Genomic DNA, 15,186 nt, shown 5'->3' with positions numbered 1-15,186 from the left:
TATGAAAAAACATATTCCGAATATACTTACCTGCTGTAGCCTACTCTCAGGCTGTATAGCTACTGTTATGGCTTTTCAGGGCGAGTTTTTCTGGGTTGTTGTCTGGGTTATTGTAGCTGCTTTTTTCGACTTCTCCGATGGCTTCGCGGCACGCGCGCTGAAAGCATATTCCCCGATGGGAAAAGAATTGGACTCGTTGTCTGACGACATTAGTTTCGGGCTGGCTCCCAGTGTTGCCGTATTCCGGTTCTTATCAGATAATATGACTCGTATTTCCGAAAACCAGATTATTGTAGATTATCTGCCTTACATGGCATTCCTGCTGGCTGTATTTTCGGCACTACGCCTCGCAAAGTTTAATATAGACGAACGCCAGAGCGAATCATTCATAGGGCTAAACACACCTGCAAATGCCCTGTTCTGGGTAAGTTTCTGCTACGGGCTTACACATAATGTGCCAGTAATAACTCCCACCCTGATGTACACCATAATGGCCGCCATTGTTGTATTCTCTTTGCTGATGGTATCGGAAATACCGATGTTCTCCCTCAAGATAAAGAGCCTGAAACTGAAAGGCAATGAGCACCGTTACTTTCTGGCTGTGGCTATGATAGCATTGGTAGCATGGATCGGCATACTTGGTATTGCCGGAGGAATACTGCTCTACATCACCCTCTCTATTTTACAGCAAACAGGCATACTGAAAAAGTGACACTATTTTCAGCAATCAGTCAACGGTGAGACACCATTCAGACCAGTCGCTCAACACTTTCAAGTGTCTATTATTAACCATCTATTCAAAAAAGTGACAAAAGTGACACCTTTTTCATTGTATTTTATCGTCACTTTTCCCTCCTGAGTCTATTTTATCTGCACTGAATAACTATTTCAAAGACCTTTTATATAAGACAAATTTTCTGTGAAAAGATTCAATTCCATTAGTTGTTTTGCATACTCTGATATATCTGTTATCAACTAATTATTCAAACCATACGCTCTTTCCCAATTTTTCCAGATTAGCAATTTCATCCTTGCTTATATTCTTACATTTCCTGATTGAGATACTGATTATGCCGGGGCAGTCTTTTATTACAGAAGCCAGTTCCGCTACCTGCCGGCAATACAATAATTCGAGGCGCTCAAGCTTATGGCAGGATTCCAAACCTTTTATGGTAGTAATATTTGCTCTACTCAATTTTAAATCAGTCAATTCCTTTAATTCTGAAATAAATGTACAATCCTGCTTTTTCAGTTTTGAGAGATAGAGTTTTTTCAGATTGGTTAAACTGTCCCAGTTTTCCATCCCCACATAATCAGATGTGATCAGGACTTGGAGAGTAGTTAGTTTAGAGAAATCCAGATTAAAACGATTATCAACTATCCATCGTAAATTTTTCAGATTCGACAGGCTGTATAACCCTGTAATATCCGAGTTCTTATTTAGCGGAACGAGCCATTCGAAGTATTCGAGAAAAGTCATTTTCTTCAGAAAAGAAAAGTCGATAGATTGCTTCGATTCATTATCTGAATATACAATTATGCCTTTCAGGTTATTTCCCTGCAAAAAAGAAAGACAACTATCCCACGATGATAATGTATCAAGGTTGACCCTTAATTTATCAATATCGTCAGCACTCCTGAATCCCTTTCTTATTTCAAAATTGTCCATAATCTTTAAAGATGCAGCTTTGTAATATTCAATTATTCTGTAAGGTAGTAAAAATTATTTAAATAGAATAATCGGCTTTCATAGTACATGACAAAAAATATTAGAGTTGTGTCGGATTGCCGCGTAGCGGTATTTTTTGTCATGTACTATTTCGGCTTTATAAGTAATCAATAATAATTAATGTCGCATTTTATATCCGTTGTAGGGGCGTACCCTTGTGGTCGCCCGATAGTCAACGGGCAGGGACAAGCCCAGCCCCTACATAATAGAAATACGACAATAAATTGTTTCTAAAACTTATATTTCACAAAAACAATAAAACTAAGTCATTAAAATACAGCAACTTAAAAATTAAATTTAAAAAAAACACCAATTTATTGTAACTAAATTGAAATTACTGACGTCATATTTACAGAAGCGCTTACAAAACAATGATTACTAAAAGGAAATTAATAAACGATTAAAGTAAACACAATTATGAAAACAAGAATATTATCATTAGCAGTAGTAGTTTTATTGTCAGTTGCAAGTGTATATGCATCAAATCCTAAAACTAAAGTTTATAGTAACAGTAACGATAGAACAAAAGAATATATAACCGTAGATAGCGAAACATCGAAAGCGCTGAGCAAAAGTGTTTTTAACTACGACTCTGACGGAACGATAAAAGAAAGAGCCCTGTATCAATGGATTGAAAATCAGGGATGGGTAGGTACTCAGAAATACAGCTATGAGTATAACAGCGATAAACTGGCAACTATCGTTTATACAAAGTGGGACAAAGAAACAAACGCATGGGGCAATACATCAAAACATCTGATACATGTATATGACAGAAGCGGGGAACTGCTGGCCGTGGAAGAATTCGAAGTAGAAAACAAGTTGATGGCATCGAAATAAAGTCCGAATAAATACAAAAGGAAATCCTGTCTTGTGGTCAAGACAGGATTTCCTTTTATATCACATTATTATTTATGCTAATCAGGAGTTGAATTATCAATCACAGGAGCGAAGCGTATGGGTAAAAATGGCTTGTAAAGCCAAATCTTCATAACTGCGGGTCATCGACCTGCGGAAAAAAGATAAGCAATATCGGCTGTCTGAAAGACAGGACATACTGTGCGTCCTGCCACTTCGGGCAGGGGGGTGTAATTGCTCCTCGTCCCGTAAGCTATGCTACGCTTGCATACGGTTATGAAGATTCTGCCTTTCAGGCAGGAGTTGAACTGTATCAACCCCTGATTCGCATTATTTAATAATTACTCAAATCTTCAGTTATATCAATATAAAATGGTTCAAATGACTCAAATTCATTTTTGTTCCACACTAAGTAACTGTTTAAATTTATATCAAAAAAACTATAATATTTTTTTTGATATAAATTTAAACAGTTACTCACTCTTATCAGTATTGATATCATCGAAAAAATCGGTTTGTATGGAAACCCTTCTTTTACAAGAAAATAAAATTGAAATGATAGATAGAATAATTAGTACTGACCTTATAAATCATTTATTCATTGACGGATCGAATATATAAGGGCTTAACGCTCCCCTGATAGACATTGTGAAAAGGACTGTATAATAAGCGGAAGTACCTCCGTTATTTACCTGCATATAAACAGTCTCCTTTCGTGGATTGTAATACACTACCATATCCTCTATATCCGGCTCGAGAAGATGCTCGAAAAGCTTTTTCGGAACAGGTATATTACGACCTTTGATAGACACGGTAATAGATTTATACTGCATTTTGGGAGTGCCCCATTTGGCAACACCGCGGGCTAATTTACCATTTACCCTGTAAAGTCCGTCTGTTCCTTTCTTTATAGCTACATCTTTTGACGTGACAGGAGCTACCGATACGACTATCCGCACATCGCTATTCTTAAATGAAATATATCCGTGCGCCGATAACCGCTCCACCTCTACTATATCATAATCGTCAACCCTCATCAGTTTGGTAGACTGTATATACCCGCTGCGTACAGCCCTGTCGGGCATGTAACGGTACACCTGCCTCCAAGGGTCGGTACTGAGGTCTACAGGCAGCATATAAAAAACAGAATCATTCGGAATCGCCACAGCATTATTCATATCGCCAAGACGCGGGCTGAAGTCAATCCTGCCCCGCACTGTATCCTGTGCCAGAACAAACTGGGCATAAGCCGTTTGTACGCACACACTCAAGATAATTGAAATTAGCAAAATTGTGTAAGTCTTCTTCATAATATATAGAGTTTAACACCTCCCCCACCCCCTCCGAAATGAGAGGGAGAAAGCCAACGCTACTTTTCTCCTCCCCCTTTGGGGAGGCCGGGAGGGATGGTTATTCGATTACCTTGTAAGATTTACGGGCTTCTGTCAGGCTTACGGCATTAAAATGCCACCATTCGCCCCTTATGGTCAGGAAACCGGCATGCAGCATAACCTTCCGCAGCAGTTCACGATTTTTTACCTGTTGCTTTGTAAGAACGCCTTTCTGTACCAATTCGGCCTCCCTGTTTATTCCGGCAGCGCTGCCGAAGAAATCGAAGGGAGTACCCATGTCCAGCGCTTTCCCCTGCTTATCGCATATAGTGAGGTCTACAGCCATACCATAGTTGTGCAGGCCTGTACGCGAAGGGTTGGCCACATAAGCCGCGTATTTGGTATTCTGCACCACTTTGTACATCTTTTTCTGCACACTTAGCGGACGAACAGCATCATAGACCAAAAGGCTGTAATCCGGATGAAGAGTTTTTAAATATTTCTGAGCCTTTACCAGTTTATCCGCTGCTAAAGGATGTAAGTATATACCCGACAAAGAATCATATAGTACAGTTTTTGTAAAATTGTCTGTTGTGCCATACTTCAGGTCGGCATGGATAGAACGATCCAATGAACTGACATTCACAAGCCCCTTTGTTTGCAGGTATGCATCAAGGCTGTGAGAAGCTTTTTGTTGCTGGGCAGCTAAAGCAAGCGGCAGCAATAAAAAACAGTAAAACGATAATATGATATTTTTATTCCTCGTCATCATCATCTTCCTCATCGAAGTCATACTCAACGTATTCCCTGCTCAGGATTTCATCTATTACTGCGCATGCTTTAGTAAATTCCGATGTACCTTTCAGCCTGTCAATAGATAAATACGCTTCTTTCAACGAACTGAGTATAACCTGATCGTCTTCGTTCGCGCCCATCTCCGGACTTTCTATAAACCAATGTAATTCCCCTTTCAGGTTTTCCTTCGCGGCATTATAGAATACGAGGGCGGCCTCGGTATCGCCTACGGTTTCTTTTATCTTGGCAGCCTCTATCATATCGTGCCCTACCACATTTTTATAATTGCTCATAATGGCGAGCGTGAGCTTTGTACGCATCACTATCGCAAAATGGAGGGCTTCGGTATCTTCCTTTATCTGGTAATAAACCACCAGGTTGTTCAATGAGGCACGCATAGCCGCGGCTTCTTTAATTATTTCGTCCGCTACTCTTCTGACAGTAGGATAGCCGGTCGTTTCTTTTTGTATTTTTTCTACAATATCTGGTATTTCTTCAAAAAGACGATAGACTACACTTTCTCTGATTTCTTCATAGTTGCCGTTAATATCCAATGCAAAGACCAGGCGTTCCATATCGCGGAACAAGCTGTTGGTAGTCTCGCTTATTTCCTTGAAATCGTATTGCTCTAAAGTATCGCTTTTTCCTCCGGTCAGCAGTTCACTGATTATTATATCTAGTGTATTGCCTTCCTGGCGGGGCAGGTAGTTGAGAAGTTCGTCTATTTTATTTTCAAGGATATAATCCCATATCTGTTTGTCTTTTGCTTCAAAGAACGGCTGAATATTCTCATTCAGAGTCAGTTGTTTCGTCATCAGTATTCGTATTTTTGGTTGTTAGTGTTTCATGTGGCGAATTTCCTCTTTTCATCGCCCAGTATATCTCTTCCTGTATACGCGAGCGGATATTGAGGCTTGATATAGCTTTGTGTGTTCGTTTATCGTTTACTCTGTTCGACAAAAATATATAAATTAAATGATTATCAGGGTCTATCCAGAAACAAGTTCCCGTAAAGCCTGTATGCCCGTATGTGCTGACAGGCGTACTGGGCGATGTCGGGCTCGATTTGGCTGTGTTCGGTTCGGGTTTGTCAAAGCCAAGCCCGCGGCGCGATATACCGCTCTTTGTGTTCATAAATAGCCGGCAGGTTTTTGCAGACAGGTATTCTTCTCCCCCGTAGGTTCCCTTATTGAGCCACATCTGGTACAGTTTGGCTATATCATTGGCATTGGAAAACAAACCCGCATTGCCCGATATGCCACCCATAAAGGCGGCGCCTTCGTCGTGAACATATCCCTGTACCAACTGCTTGCGAAGGAAGTCGTCTTTTTCGGTAGGTACAATCCGTTCCTTGCTGAACTTAGTCAGGGGATTATAGGTGGTGGTGGTAGAACCTAGCCTGCCGAAAAAATTCTCCTGTACGAAAGAGTTCAGGTCTTCTTTCGATATTTTTTCTACTACTTCTTTCAGCAGCATAAAGTTAAGGCAGCTATACACATAACTTTTCCTCCTATTCAGCTTCGAATTGGCTATAGCGGCAATGATAGTATCATTGTAACTCTTGTTAATAAACAATCCGTCAGCCAAAGGCAGGAAATTTATCTTAGCCGTTTTCGATACTATATCGGGCTTATACCTGTAGTCGGTACGCGCGTACGTATTAGAATCAAACTCTGCCGAATAGAGCGAAGTCCATGTACGGTTAAACAGCTTTCCTTCATAGCTATCCTTATCGATGGCATTCATATAATATGGGATAAATGACGGCAAACGGCTCTCGTGAAGCAGAGCGTCACGCACAGTTATATCCGATTTGTCGGTTCCTTTGAGCAGAGGAACAAAACTGCTTATTTCCGAACTTAATTTCAGCTTCGACTGGTCGTATAATTTCATTACAGCCGGAAGCGTAGCGGTAGCCTTTGTCATAGAGGCAAGGTCGTATATATCGGTATTGTCTACTTTCCGCCTGCCATTATATTCAAATGAGCCGAAAGACCTGTTGTAGATTATCTGACCATCTTTTGCCACCAATATCTGGCAACCGGGAAAGGCCTGATTCTTGATGCCCTCCTGCACGATGGTTTCTATACCATCCAGCCGGCTTGAGGCTATACCCACTTCTTCGGGAACAGCGTAAGACAGCCGTACTTTTTTTGTATCTATCCCTTCACCTTCTTTGAAAATATCGCCTACCGATACAGGACTTTTCCCTGTAACCGGATTTCCTCCGAATATGGCCTGAGCCGCATAGTCCTGAGCTAGATTTGTGTCTTCATAAGCCAGAAGAACCGCGTCGGCAGCCTTTATCGATGAGGCATAGCCGCTTGTCCGGTACGGGTTGATAAAGAATGTAACAATGGTTTCTTTTCCCTGCCCCACACTCTGTATAGCGGCATTTGCGCCCGCCTTGGTACTATGAACGGAAATTATAACCGTATTATATGGTTGAAGCGTTTTTTTCAATTGCAGCAGGGCTTCCCCGTTCGCTACATTAAAACAGGTAACATCGCCATACACCTTCAATGTATTGTGAAAGGTATTGCCTGCGGACGAACCTACTGACACGGCGGCTATCTTCCTTTTATCCAACTCTTTTAACGGTACAATCCGGGCATCATCTTTCAGCAATGTCATGGCATCCCTGTTCAGTTCGCGGTTTATCCATTCCGCACTGGGAGCATTGATATTCCGTATAAGATTGGAAGTCTCCACCGGTTTTACATTATTCACTCCCAGAATATATTTGTATGCCAAAACCTTTTTACATTTCATCTCTATCTGCGCTTCGGTCAGCAGATTATCTTCCACAGCCTTCTTCACGGCATTGTATTGCCTAGGTACATTGATGGGGCCTAAAAGGATATCATTGCCGGCCTGTAACGCCCTCACGCAATGGTTGCCTTCATCCGACACACCCTTCATCTGTAGCCCGTCTGTAAAAATAAGCCCGGAGAAACCTAGTTCGTCCTGCAGCAACTTTGTGATGATGGCCTCGGACAAAGAGCTTGGTTGCCTTTTTGTATCTAGGGCAGGTATGTCCAGATGTCCGACCATCATGCCCGAGAGTCCGGCTTCAATATATTTACGGAAAGGTTTCAGTTCCACTTCATCGAGCCTGTCTCTCTTATGCGTAATCGCAGGCAGGGTCTTATGCGAGTCGGCCGAAGTATCGCCATGTCCGGGAAAATGTTTCGCCACAGCCATTACTCCTCCGGCTTCCAGCCCTTTCGAATACATTATGCCCAGACGTGCTACGCGGTCAGGGTCTTCGCCAAACGAACGGTATCCGATAACAGGGTTGCTCGGGTTGCTGTTCACGTCCAGATCGGGAGCAAAATTGACATGGATACCCATCAGTTTGCACTGGCGGGCTACCTCCAGTCCGTAGTAGTAGAGCAACGAATCATTTTGTATAGCCCCCAGCATCATATTGTAAGGGAAACGCGTGGTATTCGATAACCTCATGGATAAACCCCATTCGCCGTCGAGGGAAATCATCAAAGGCGTTTTTGCGTTACGCTGTGCATAGTTGGTCAGTTCCGCCTGATTCCGGGGTGTTCCTTTCGAGAATAGAAGTCCTCCTACTTTCTGATTATTGATAAGACTCTTTATCGCGTTCTTATTTACATCGGAATTATCTCCGGGCACTATGGGCATAAACAGTTGCCCGATGCGTTCGTCCATCGACATCCGGTTGTAAACCGAATCGACCCACCGGCTCATTCTTACCTTATCTGCCGCATTGTACAGACTCGGAGTTTTCTTCGCATTTGATGCTACTACACTGAAACAGGAAACTGCAAAAAAAGCAGCTGACACCGCTATATATCTTATTTTCATTACCGTTCTTTTGTAAAGGATTTTTTCAGGCGTTTATTTTACCTCCTACAAAAATAAGAGTAATATATTCTCAGACAAGGGAAAATGCTTTTTTATAAACATAGATTAACATGAAAGAGGCATATTTTTAAAGGATATCCTGTCTGATTATAGATAAACTGATAGCCGTAGAGGTAAGGTAAAGCTGAAAGCCTTTATTACTTTCAGACCCGACGTAGCCTCAATACATCAAAATGGAAGTCCGTAGAACTAAAATGTGGATAACCCCGGGTAAGTGAAGCGCAACCCGTGGGTAAAATGCCACTCATTACCCCCAGAACTCCGTAGGAGTTCAACTAAATCTCTATTAAGTAACAAAACTTCATCTAACCCACATATAAATAAGAGTATAGGCTTTGCGTATTTCGAAAATATTTTTATCTTTGCATCCGCTTTGCGTAATCTCTGACGGGAGAGGCTCGTGTATATTGCGTATATTAAACAAAAAAACGATTATATAATCATGGACTTAATTAAAGTTGCAGAAGAAGCATTTGCTACAGGAAAAGAGTTTCCTCAGTTCAAAAGTGGCGACACAGTGACTATTGCTTACCGCATCAAAGAGGGTAACAAAGAACGTGTTCAGCAGTACCGCGGTGTAGTTATCAAAATTGCAGGACATGGAACTAAAAAACGTTTCACAGTTCGCAAAATGTCTGATAACATCGGTGTAGAAAGAATCTTCCCTATCGAATCACCATTTATTGACAGTATCACTGTAAACAAAGTGGGTAAAGTTCGTCGTGCTAAATTGTATTACCTTCGTGGTCTTACAGGTAAGAAAGCAAGAATCAAAGAAAAAAGAGTTGTTACAAACAAAGCTTAATTTCTTATTCTACTTACCAAGTACGAAAAAGATATCGGAGAGCCTGCCTACAATGCAGGCTCTTTTTTTTATGCACACCTCCCCCAACCCCCTCCAAAAGAGGGGGCTAACTCCCTCTCTGATAGGATGGGTTGGGGGAGATGGCTTAATTTCTTAACAGATTATATGAAAGACTTTATAATATCAGAATCAAAAAACGAACAAGCAATTCTTGTGGGGCTTATCACACAGGAACAAAATGAAGAACAGGTAAAAGAGTACCTTGACGAACTGGCATTCCTTGCCGAAACGGCAGGTATAATACCTGCAAAGAATTTCACACAGAAGCTTGATAAGCCTAATCCCGTAACATTCGTAGGTACAGGCAAATTGCAGGAGATCAAGCAATACATGGAAGATAATGAGATTGGGCTCGTCATATTCGATGATGAATTGTCTCCCAAGCAGATACGAAATATAGAAAAGGAACTACAGGTAAAGATACTCGACCGTACAAGCCTTATCCTCGACATATTCGCCATGCGCGCGCAGACGGCTTATGCCAAGACACAGGTAGAACTGGCTCAATACCAATACCTGCTGCCCCGCCTTACCCGCCTGTGGACGCACCTCGACCGCCAGCGAGGCGGGGGCGTGATGATGCGTGGCGTGGGAGAAACCCAGCTGGAAACCGACCGGCGTATTATCCTCAATAAGATCTCCTTTCTGAAAGAGGAGCTGAAAAGCATCGACAAACAGATGTCTTCGCAACGCAAAAACAGGGGCAAGATGGTGCGTGTAGCCCTTGTAGGATACACCAATGTAGGAAAATCCACATTGATGAACCTGTTGAGTAAATCGGAGGTGTTTGCAGAAAATAAACTGTTCGCCACATTGGACACTACAGTGCGAAAGGTAATTATAGATAACCTGCCATTCCTCCTGTCGGATACGGTAGGATTTATCCGCAAACTGCCCACACACCTTGTAGAATCGTTCAAATCGACTCTGGATGAAGTAAGGGAAGCGGATTTATTATTACACGTTGTGGACATTTCGCACCCCAATTTTGAAGAGCAGATAGAGGTGGTAAACAGTACTTTACTCGACATCGACAAGGAAGAAAAACCTACGGTACTGATATTCAACAAGGTGGATGCGTTTACATACACCCCGAAAGAAGAGGATGACCTGACTCCTATGACAAAGGAAAACGTGTCGTTGGAAGAACTGAAAAAATCGTGGATGAACAAAATGCATGACGACTGCATTTTCATTTCGGCAAAGGAGAAGCTCAACATCGATGAACTGAAGCAGAAAGTTTACGACCGAGTGAAAGAAATCCACATCGAACGTTATCCTTACAACGACTTCCTCTTCCAGAAATATGATGAAGAAATGGAGTAATTTAGAAACTGTTTAAATTTTATATGAATATTTTCTTAGTACATGACAAAATTTTATATCCTGCTGTAGGGGCATCCCCTGTGGGTGCCCGTAAACGATGACAAGCGGGCAGGGACAAGCCACTGCCCCTACATCGTCTCCAAATCGTGTTTGAATATTTTTTGTCATGTACTATGGAATATTTTATTATACCTTTTTCTTCGTTCATTTTTAGGCTGTTTTTGGCTGTTTTTTTCCTTTCTCTCAACTCAACCAGCAGTCACAGGAGCGAAGCGTATGTAAATAAACATCTCTAAAACATCTCTAAAAATTTGAACGAATAAAATTTAAACAGTTTCTTATTTTCTGAAAATTTATCTTATATAGAGAAAGGGCTGACGAAATACAGGCTATAAGCCGGAAAAAAGTAACAGGAGAAAACAATAAAAAAGGTGTCACTTTTGTCACTTTTTCTAAAAAAATTGCTTAACTGCTTAATCCAATTCACACAGGTTATGAAATATATATTTTTTTGTATTCTATCTATCGGTTTATTATTGAGCGCATGCTCCGGTAAAAAACAGGGGAGTAAAGACGTGCCTTCTCTTTCCGTTGGCGTTATGTCGTCTATGGACTACCTGCCTCTGGCTGTAGCCCAACGCGAAGGCTATTTTGCGAAACATGGGGTAGATGTAAATATTCAACGCTTTATGTCGGCCAACGAACGCGATATGGCTTTCCAAAGCGGAACGGTAGATGGCGGTGTCACAGACTATACAAGTGCGGCTTTACTGGCTTCGGGAGGATTTGATATGAAACTGACATCTAAATGTCAGGCGCCGTTTTACATTGTAGCCAGCGCACAATCAGGAATAAACAGCCTGTCGGAACTAAAGGGAAAGAAAGTAGCCGTATCCCAGAATACTGTAATCGATTTCTGTGTGGATATGGCATTAACCAGTGTAAGCCTTACCCCCGCTGATGTGGAAAAAGTGGAAATAAACAAGATCCCGACCCGTTTCGAAATGCTACGCAACAACAAGATAGATGCGACAGGACTGCCCAACCCATTCGCGCTGATAGCGGCAGGGGACGGCTGTAAGTTACTTGTTTCGATGGATAGCCTCGGATATACCGTAACGGGAATCGTCTTTTCACAAAAGTCCATCGATACAAAAAGCGACGCGATAAAGAAAATGTATGCCGCCTACAATGAAGGTGTAGCATATCTTAATTCCCACTCTGTGGCAGACATAAAGGATATACTGGTGAAAGACCTCCAGTTTCCGGAACCTGTTGCAGAAAAAGTTTCAATCCCCGTATATACAGATGCTCAGCCCGTGACTGCTACAGATAAAGACATACTGGCGGTAACAAACTGGCTGGGAGCGAAAAAACTGCTCAAAGCCGATTTCAAACTTGAAAATCTGATAAATGATCAACTGACAAAGTAACAATAATGCTGTCGATAAAGAATCTGGAGGTAAAATACGGGAACACTGTAGCCCTGAGTGATTTCTCCCTTACTATAAAAAGGGGGGAAATATATTCACTTATAGGGCCTTCGGGTTGTGGAAAGTCTACCCTGCTGAAAGTATTGTGCGGCATTATTAAAGATTATGAAGGGGATATTGCATTCAACGACAAAGTATTCTCCCCTAAAGATGTGGCAATAGGCTATGTTCCCCAGCAATACGGGCTTCTGGAGTGGAAGACGATAAGAGATAATATCTTTTTGCCTTATAAGCTCAATCCGGATAAGGCATTGAAAGAACCGGAAGTTTCCGCAATCATCAGTTCTCTGGAAATAGATGACCTGCAAAGCCGCTATCCGTCACAACTCAGCGGCGGGCAGAAACAAAGAGCAGCCCTTGCACGGGCTTTTATATCCCAGCCGGACATTCTCCTGATGGACGAACCGTTCTCCTCGCTGGATACATTTACTTCCGAAGCGTCGCAGCGGTTGTTCCTGCGGCTGTGGGAAAAGTACAAAGTGACAACCCTGTTCATCACGCATAATATACACGAAGCCGTTTCTATAGGGGAGCATATCGTTGTCATGAGCAAATCTCCCGGGAAGATCATCCATCAGGTAGAGAACCCGTTGTTCAATGTATCCGAATATCAGGAAGAGAAGCTGCGGTTTGTGGCATCTATTATCAATAAAATAGGCTACTGATGACAAAGCGCAGAAAATATATATTCAATTATTTCGGCTATATAACAGGAGGATTTATCCTGTTCAATATTATATGGTATATACTTGCCGCCAGCCTGCAACTGAAAGCCCTGCCCCTGCCCACAGAAGTGTATGCAGGATATTCCAAAGCATTTGAGAACGGCATACTGGATCATTCTTTTGCGAGCCTCCGGCGTATTGCCTATAGTATCGGTATTTCTTTAGGCATCGCTTTGGTCCTGGGGCTTTGGATGGGATATAATAAGCGGGTGAATAAGCTGTTGGGGCCGATGATTTATTTCTCCTACCCGATACCTAAACTGGCCTTATTGCCAATCATTATGACATTGTTCGACCTGGGAGAAACATCCAAAATTATCATTGTAGTACTGATAATCGTTTTCCAGCTGATTATAACAATACGGGATGCTGTGAAGAATATATCGAGAGAGAATTATTATGTACTTATTTCTTTTGGAGCGACTAGTTTGCAGAAGATGAGGCATATCACACTTCCTGCCATTTTACCCGAAATGTTCTCTTCGTTGCGGGTAGCGCTGGGAATCGCCACATCTGCACTCTTCTTTATAGAGACTTTCGGCACTGACAAGGGGCTTGGCTTTTATATTACCGATTCACAAATGCGTGTGGATTATATACAGATGTATTTCGGCATTATCGTACTTTCGCTGATCGGCTTCGCGCTGTTCCTTATTGTAGACCTGCTGGATAACCTGCTATGTAAATGGAAGAATCTCTGATTACCTCCTCCAGAACGCAGGCATGAATAATGAAAGTACGGTAAACAGCTCCAGACGACCGGTCAGCATCAGGAAGCACAGGTACCATTTAGATTCGGTAGGCACTGCCGAGAAACTGCCTGTATTACCTATTTCTGCCAGTCCGCCGCCTACATTTCCCAGACAAGAGACAGCCGCCCCCAAAGAGTTCTCAAACCCCATGCCGGATAAGGACAGTACCAGACAACTGAAAATGAGGATGGCAAGGTATAAAAATATAAAGGCTAATACTTTGGTCACAACATCCATCGATATTACCCTGTCATTCAACCTGATAGGAAGGATGGCATTCGGATGCACCTGACGCTTAAACTCATTGATGGAGTTCTTAAACAAGATAACAATCCTTACAATCTTAATCCCCCCGGCAGTGGAACCGGCACATGCCCCACAGACCATAAAGATGACAACTATAAACTGGTAGAAAGAACCCCAGTTGAGGATATTATCAGTGGAGAAGCAGGTGGTGGTAAGCATGGAGACTACCTGAAACAGGGATGTGCGGAATGCATTTTCCACCCCGCCGGCATTTCCCGAGTTGTAAAGTCCTATGGCGATGATTACTACAAAAATGACGATAATGGATACATACCATTTGAACTCCTCGTTCTGTAACAGCTTCTTGGGACTACCTTTCATAAAGAAGTAAATCAACGTGAAGTTGATACCCCCGATAAACATAAAGATGGTAACCACATATTCAATGTAGGCCGAATGCCAGTGGGCGATACTATCCTGTTTTGTAGAGAACCCCGCGGTAGAGATTGTAGTAAAAGCATGGCAGATAGAATCAAAGAAGTCCATAGGGCCTATCCACAGCAATATGATAAGGATGGTGGTAAGAAAGACATATACCAACCAGAGGCGTTTAGCTATCTGTGATATCCGTGGGCGAAAACGGTCATAGCCTATCCCCGTCACTTCGGCATCATACATCACAGAGGCATTACCTCCCATCGGCAGGATGGTAGCCACAAACAATACGATCCCCAACCCTCCTATCCACTGTGTTACACTTCTCCAGAAGAGAAGCCCTTTAGGCATACTCTCTATATCGTTTAGAATCGTCGCTCCGGTGGCTGTTAAGCCGGACATGGTTTCGAAGTAAGCGTTACTTATACTTGGTATCGAGCCACTCAGGTAATAGGGGAGCATCCCGAAGGCGGATAAGACGATCCACGAAATAGCTACCATAAAGAAGCTCTCACGCTTTCCTATAGGCTTCGGGAAATCTTCCGTACCCGTAAGCCGGATAAAGACTCCTGCAAAGAAAGTTATAGAGGAACCTATCAGCATGGCATCACCTGCCATTTCGTGCAGATAGAAGGAGACAACCGTAGCGCTCATCATGAACAAAGACTCTATAATAAGCAAAAATCCAATGGTCCTCAGTACAAACCTGTAATTAAAATTGCTCATATAAG

General features: G+C 42.3%; 14 protein-coding genes. 7 read left to right on the top strand and 7 right to left on the bottom strand.

Annotation, left to right across the window (positions count from 1 at the left end):
* Position 1 precedes the first annotated feature (1 nt).
* A complete protein-coding gene (locus D0T84_RS02640) occupies positions 2–712 on the top strand; it encodes a phosphatidylcholine/phosphatidylserine synthase (RefSeq protein ID WP_163305693.1) in 711 nt (236 codons plus the stop codon).
* A gap of 267 nt (positions 713–979) precedes the next feature.
* On the opposite strand, the gene D0T84_RS02635 is transcribed toward D0T84_RS02640, so the two are convergent.
* Positions 980–1,669, bottom strand: coding sequence for a hypothetical protein (locus D0T84_RS02635; protein WP_163305690.1), 690 nt, complete (start codon positions 1,667–1,669; stop codon positions 980–982).
* Between the two features lie 477 nt (positions 1,670–2,146).
* Here D0T84_RS02635 and D0T84_RS02630 point away from each other — a divergent pair, with 477 nt between their 5' ends.
* The gene (locus tag D0T84_RS02630; RefSeq protein WP_163305687.1) at positions 2,147–2,569 is read left to right on the top strand and encodes a DUF3836 domain-containing protein; all 423 of its coding nucleotides are present in this window, start codon (positions 2,147–2,149) and stop codon (positions 2,567–2,569) included.
* Positions 2,570–3,177: 608 nt separating this feature from the next.
* Here D0T84_RS02630 and D0T84_RS02625 read toward each other — a convergent pair.
* The 4 genes from D0T84_RS02625 to D0T84_RS02610 form a co-directional block, all read right to left on the bottom strand.
* On the bottom strand, positions 3,178–3,897 hold the full coding sequence (locus D0T84_RS02625) for a hypothetical protein (RefSeq protein WP_163305685.1): 720 nt from the start codon (positions 3,895–3,897) through the stop codon (positions 3,178–3,180).
* 100 nt (positions 3,898–3,997) lie between these two features.
* A complete protein-coding gene (locus D0T84_RS02620) occupies positions 3,998–4,693 on the bottom strand; it encodes a M15 family metallopeptidase (RefSeq protein WP_370525402.1) in 696 nt (231 codons plus the stop codon).
* Positions 4,674–5,528, bottom strand: a complete 855-nt coding sequence (locus D0T84_RS02615) for a hypothetical protein (protein WP_255495140.1) — start codon at positions 5,526–5,528, stop codon at positions 4,674–4,676. The genes D0T84_RS02620 and D0T84_RS02615 overlap by 20 nt, the downstream gene beginning before the upstream one ends.
* Entirely contained in the window at positions 5,503–8,553 is a 3,051-nt protein-coding gene (locus D0T84_RS02610; protein ID WP_163305679.1) for a glycoside hydrolase family 3 N-terminal domain-containing protein, read from the bottom strand. The genes D0T84_RS02615 and D0T84_RS02610 overlap by 26 nt, the downstream gene beginning before the upstream one ends.
* 502 nt (positions 8,554–9,055) lie before the next feature.
* Here D0T84_RS02610 and rplS point away from each other — a divergent pair.
* Entirely contained in the window at positions 9,056–9,418 is a 363-nt protein-coding gene (rplS, locus tag D0T84_RS02605) for a 50S ribosomal protein L19 (RefSeq protein ID WP_163305676.1), read from the top strand.
* Between the two features lie 165 nt (positions 9,419–9,583).
* A complete protein-coding gene (gene hflX, locus D0T84_RS02600; protein ID WP_163305673.1) occupies positions 9,584–10,804 on the top strand; it encodes a GTPase HflX in 1,221 nt (406 codons plus the stop codon).
* Positions 10,805–10,816: 12 nt separating this feature from the next.
* Here hflX and D0T84_RS02595 read toward each other — a convergent pair whose 3' ends face one another.
* Entirely contained in the window at positions 10,817–10,972 is a 156-nt protein-coding gene (locus tag D0T84_RS02595) for a hypothetical protein (RefSeq protein ID WP_163305670.1), read from the bottom strand.
* Positions 10,973–11,298: 326 nt separating this feature from the next.
* On the opposite strand from D0T84_RS02595, the gene D0T84_RS02590 reads away from it, so the two are divergent.
* Genes D0T84_RS02590 through D0T84_RS02580 form a run of 3 tightly spaced genes read left to right on the top strand, consistent with a single transcriptional unit; the run spans position 11,299 to position 13,723 of the window.
* Positions 11,299–12,237: an ABC transporter substrate-binding protein gene (locus D0T84_RS02590; RefSeq protein WP_163305668.1), complete on the top strand. Its 939-nt coding sequence runs from the start codon at positions 11,299–11,301 to the stop codon at positions 12,235–12,237.
* 5 nt (positions 12,238–12,242) lie between these two features.
* Entirely contained in the window at positions 12,243–12,962 is a 720-nt protein-coding gene (locus D0T84_RS02585; protein ID WP_163305666.1) for an ABC transporter ATP-binding protein, read from the top strand.
* Positions 12,962–13,723: an ABC transporter permease gene (locus D0T84_RS02580; protein WP_163305664.1), complete on the top strand. Its 762-nt coding sequence runs from the start codon at positions 12,962–12,964 to the stop codon at positions 13,721–13,723. Before D0T84_RS02585 ends, D0T84_RS02580 begins: the two co-directional genes overlap by 1 nt.
* On the opposite strand, the gene D0T84_RS02575 is transcribed toward D0T84_RS02580, so the two are convergent.
* Entirely contained in the window at positions 13,724–15,181 is a 1,458-nt protein-coding gene (locus tag D0T84_RS02575) for a TrkH family potassium uptake protein (protein WP_163305661.1), read from the bottom strand.
* Positions 15,182–15,186: the final 5 nt, after the last annotated feature.

Source organism: Dysgonomonas sp. 521, from assembly GCF_010501055.1.
Lineage (GTDB): Bacteria > Bacteroidota > Bacteroidia > Bacteroidales > Dysgonomonadaceae > Dysgonomonas.
This window is presented reverse-complemented; position numbering and strand designations above follow the sequence as displayed.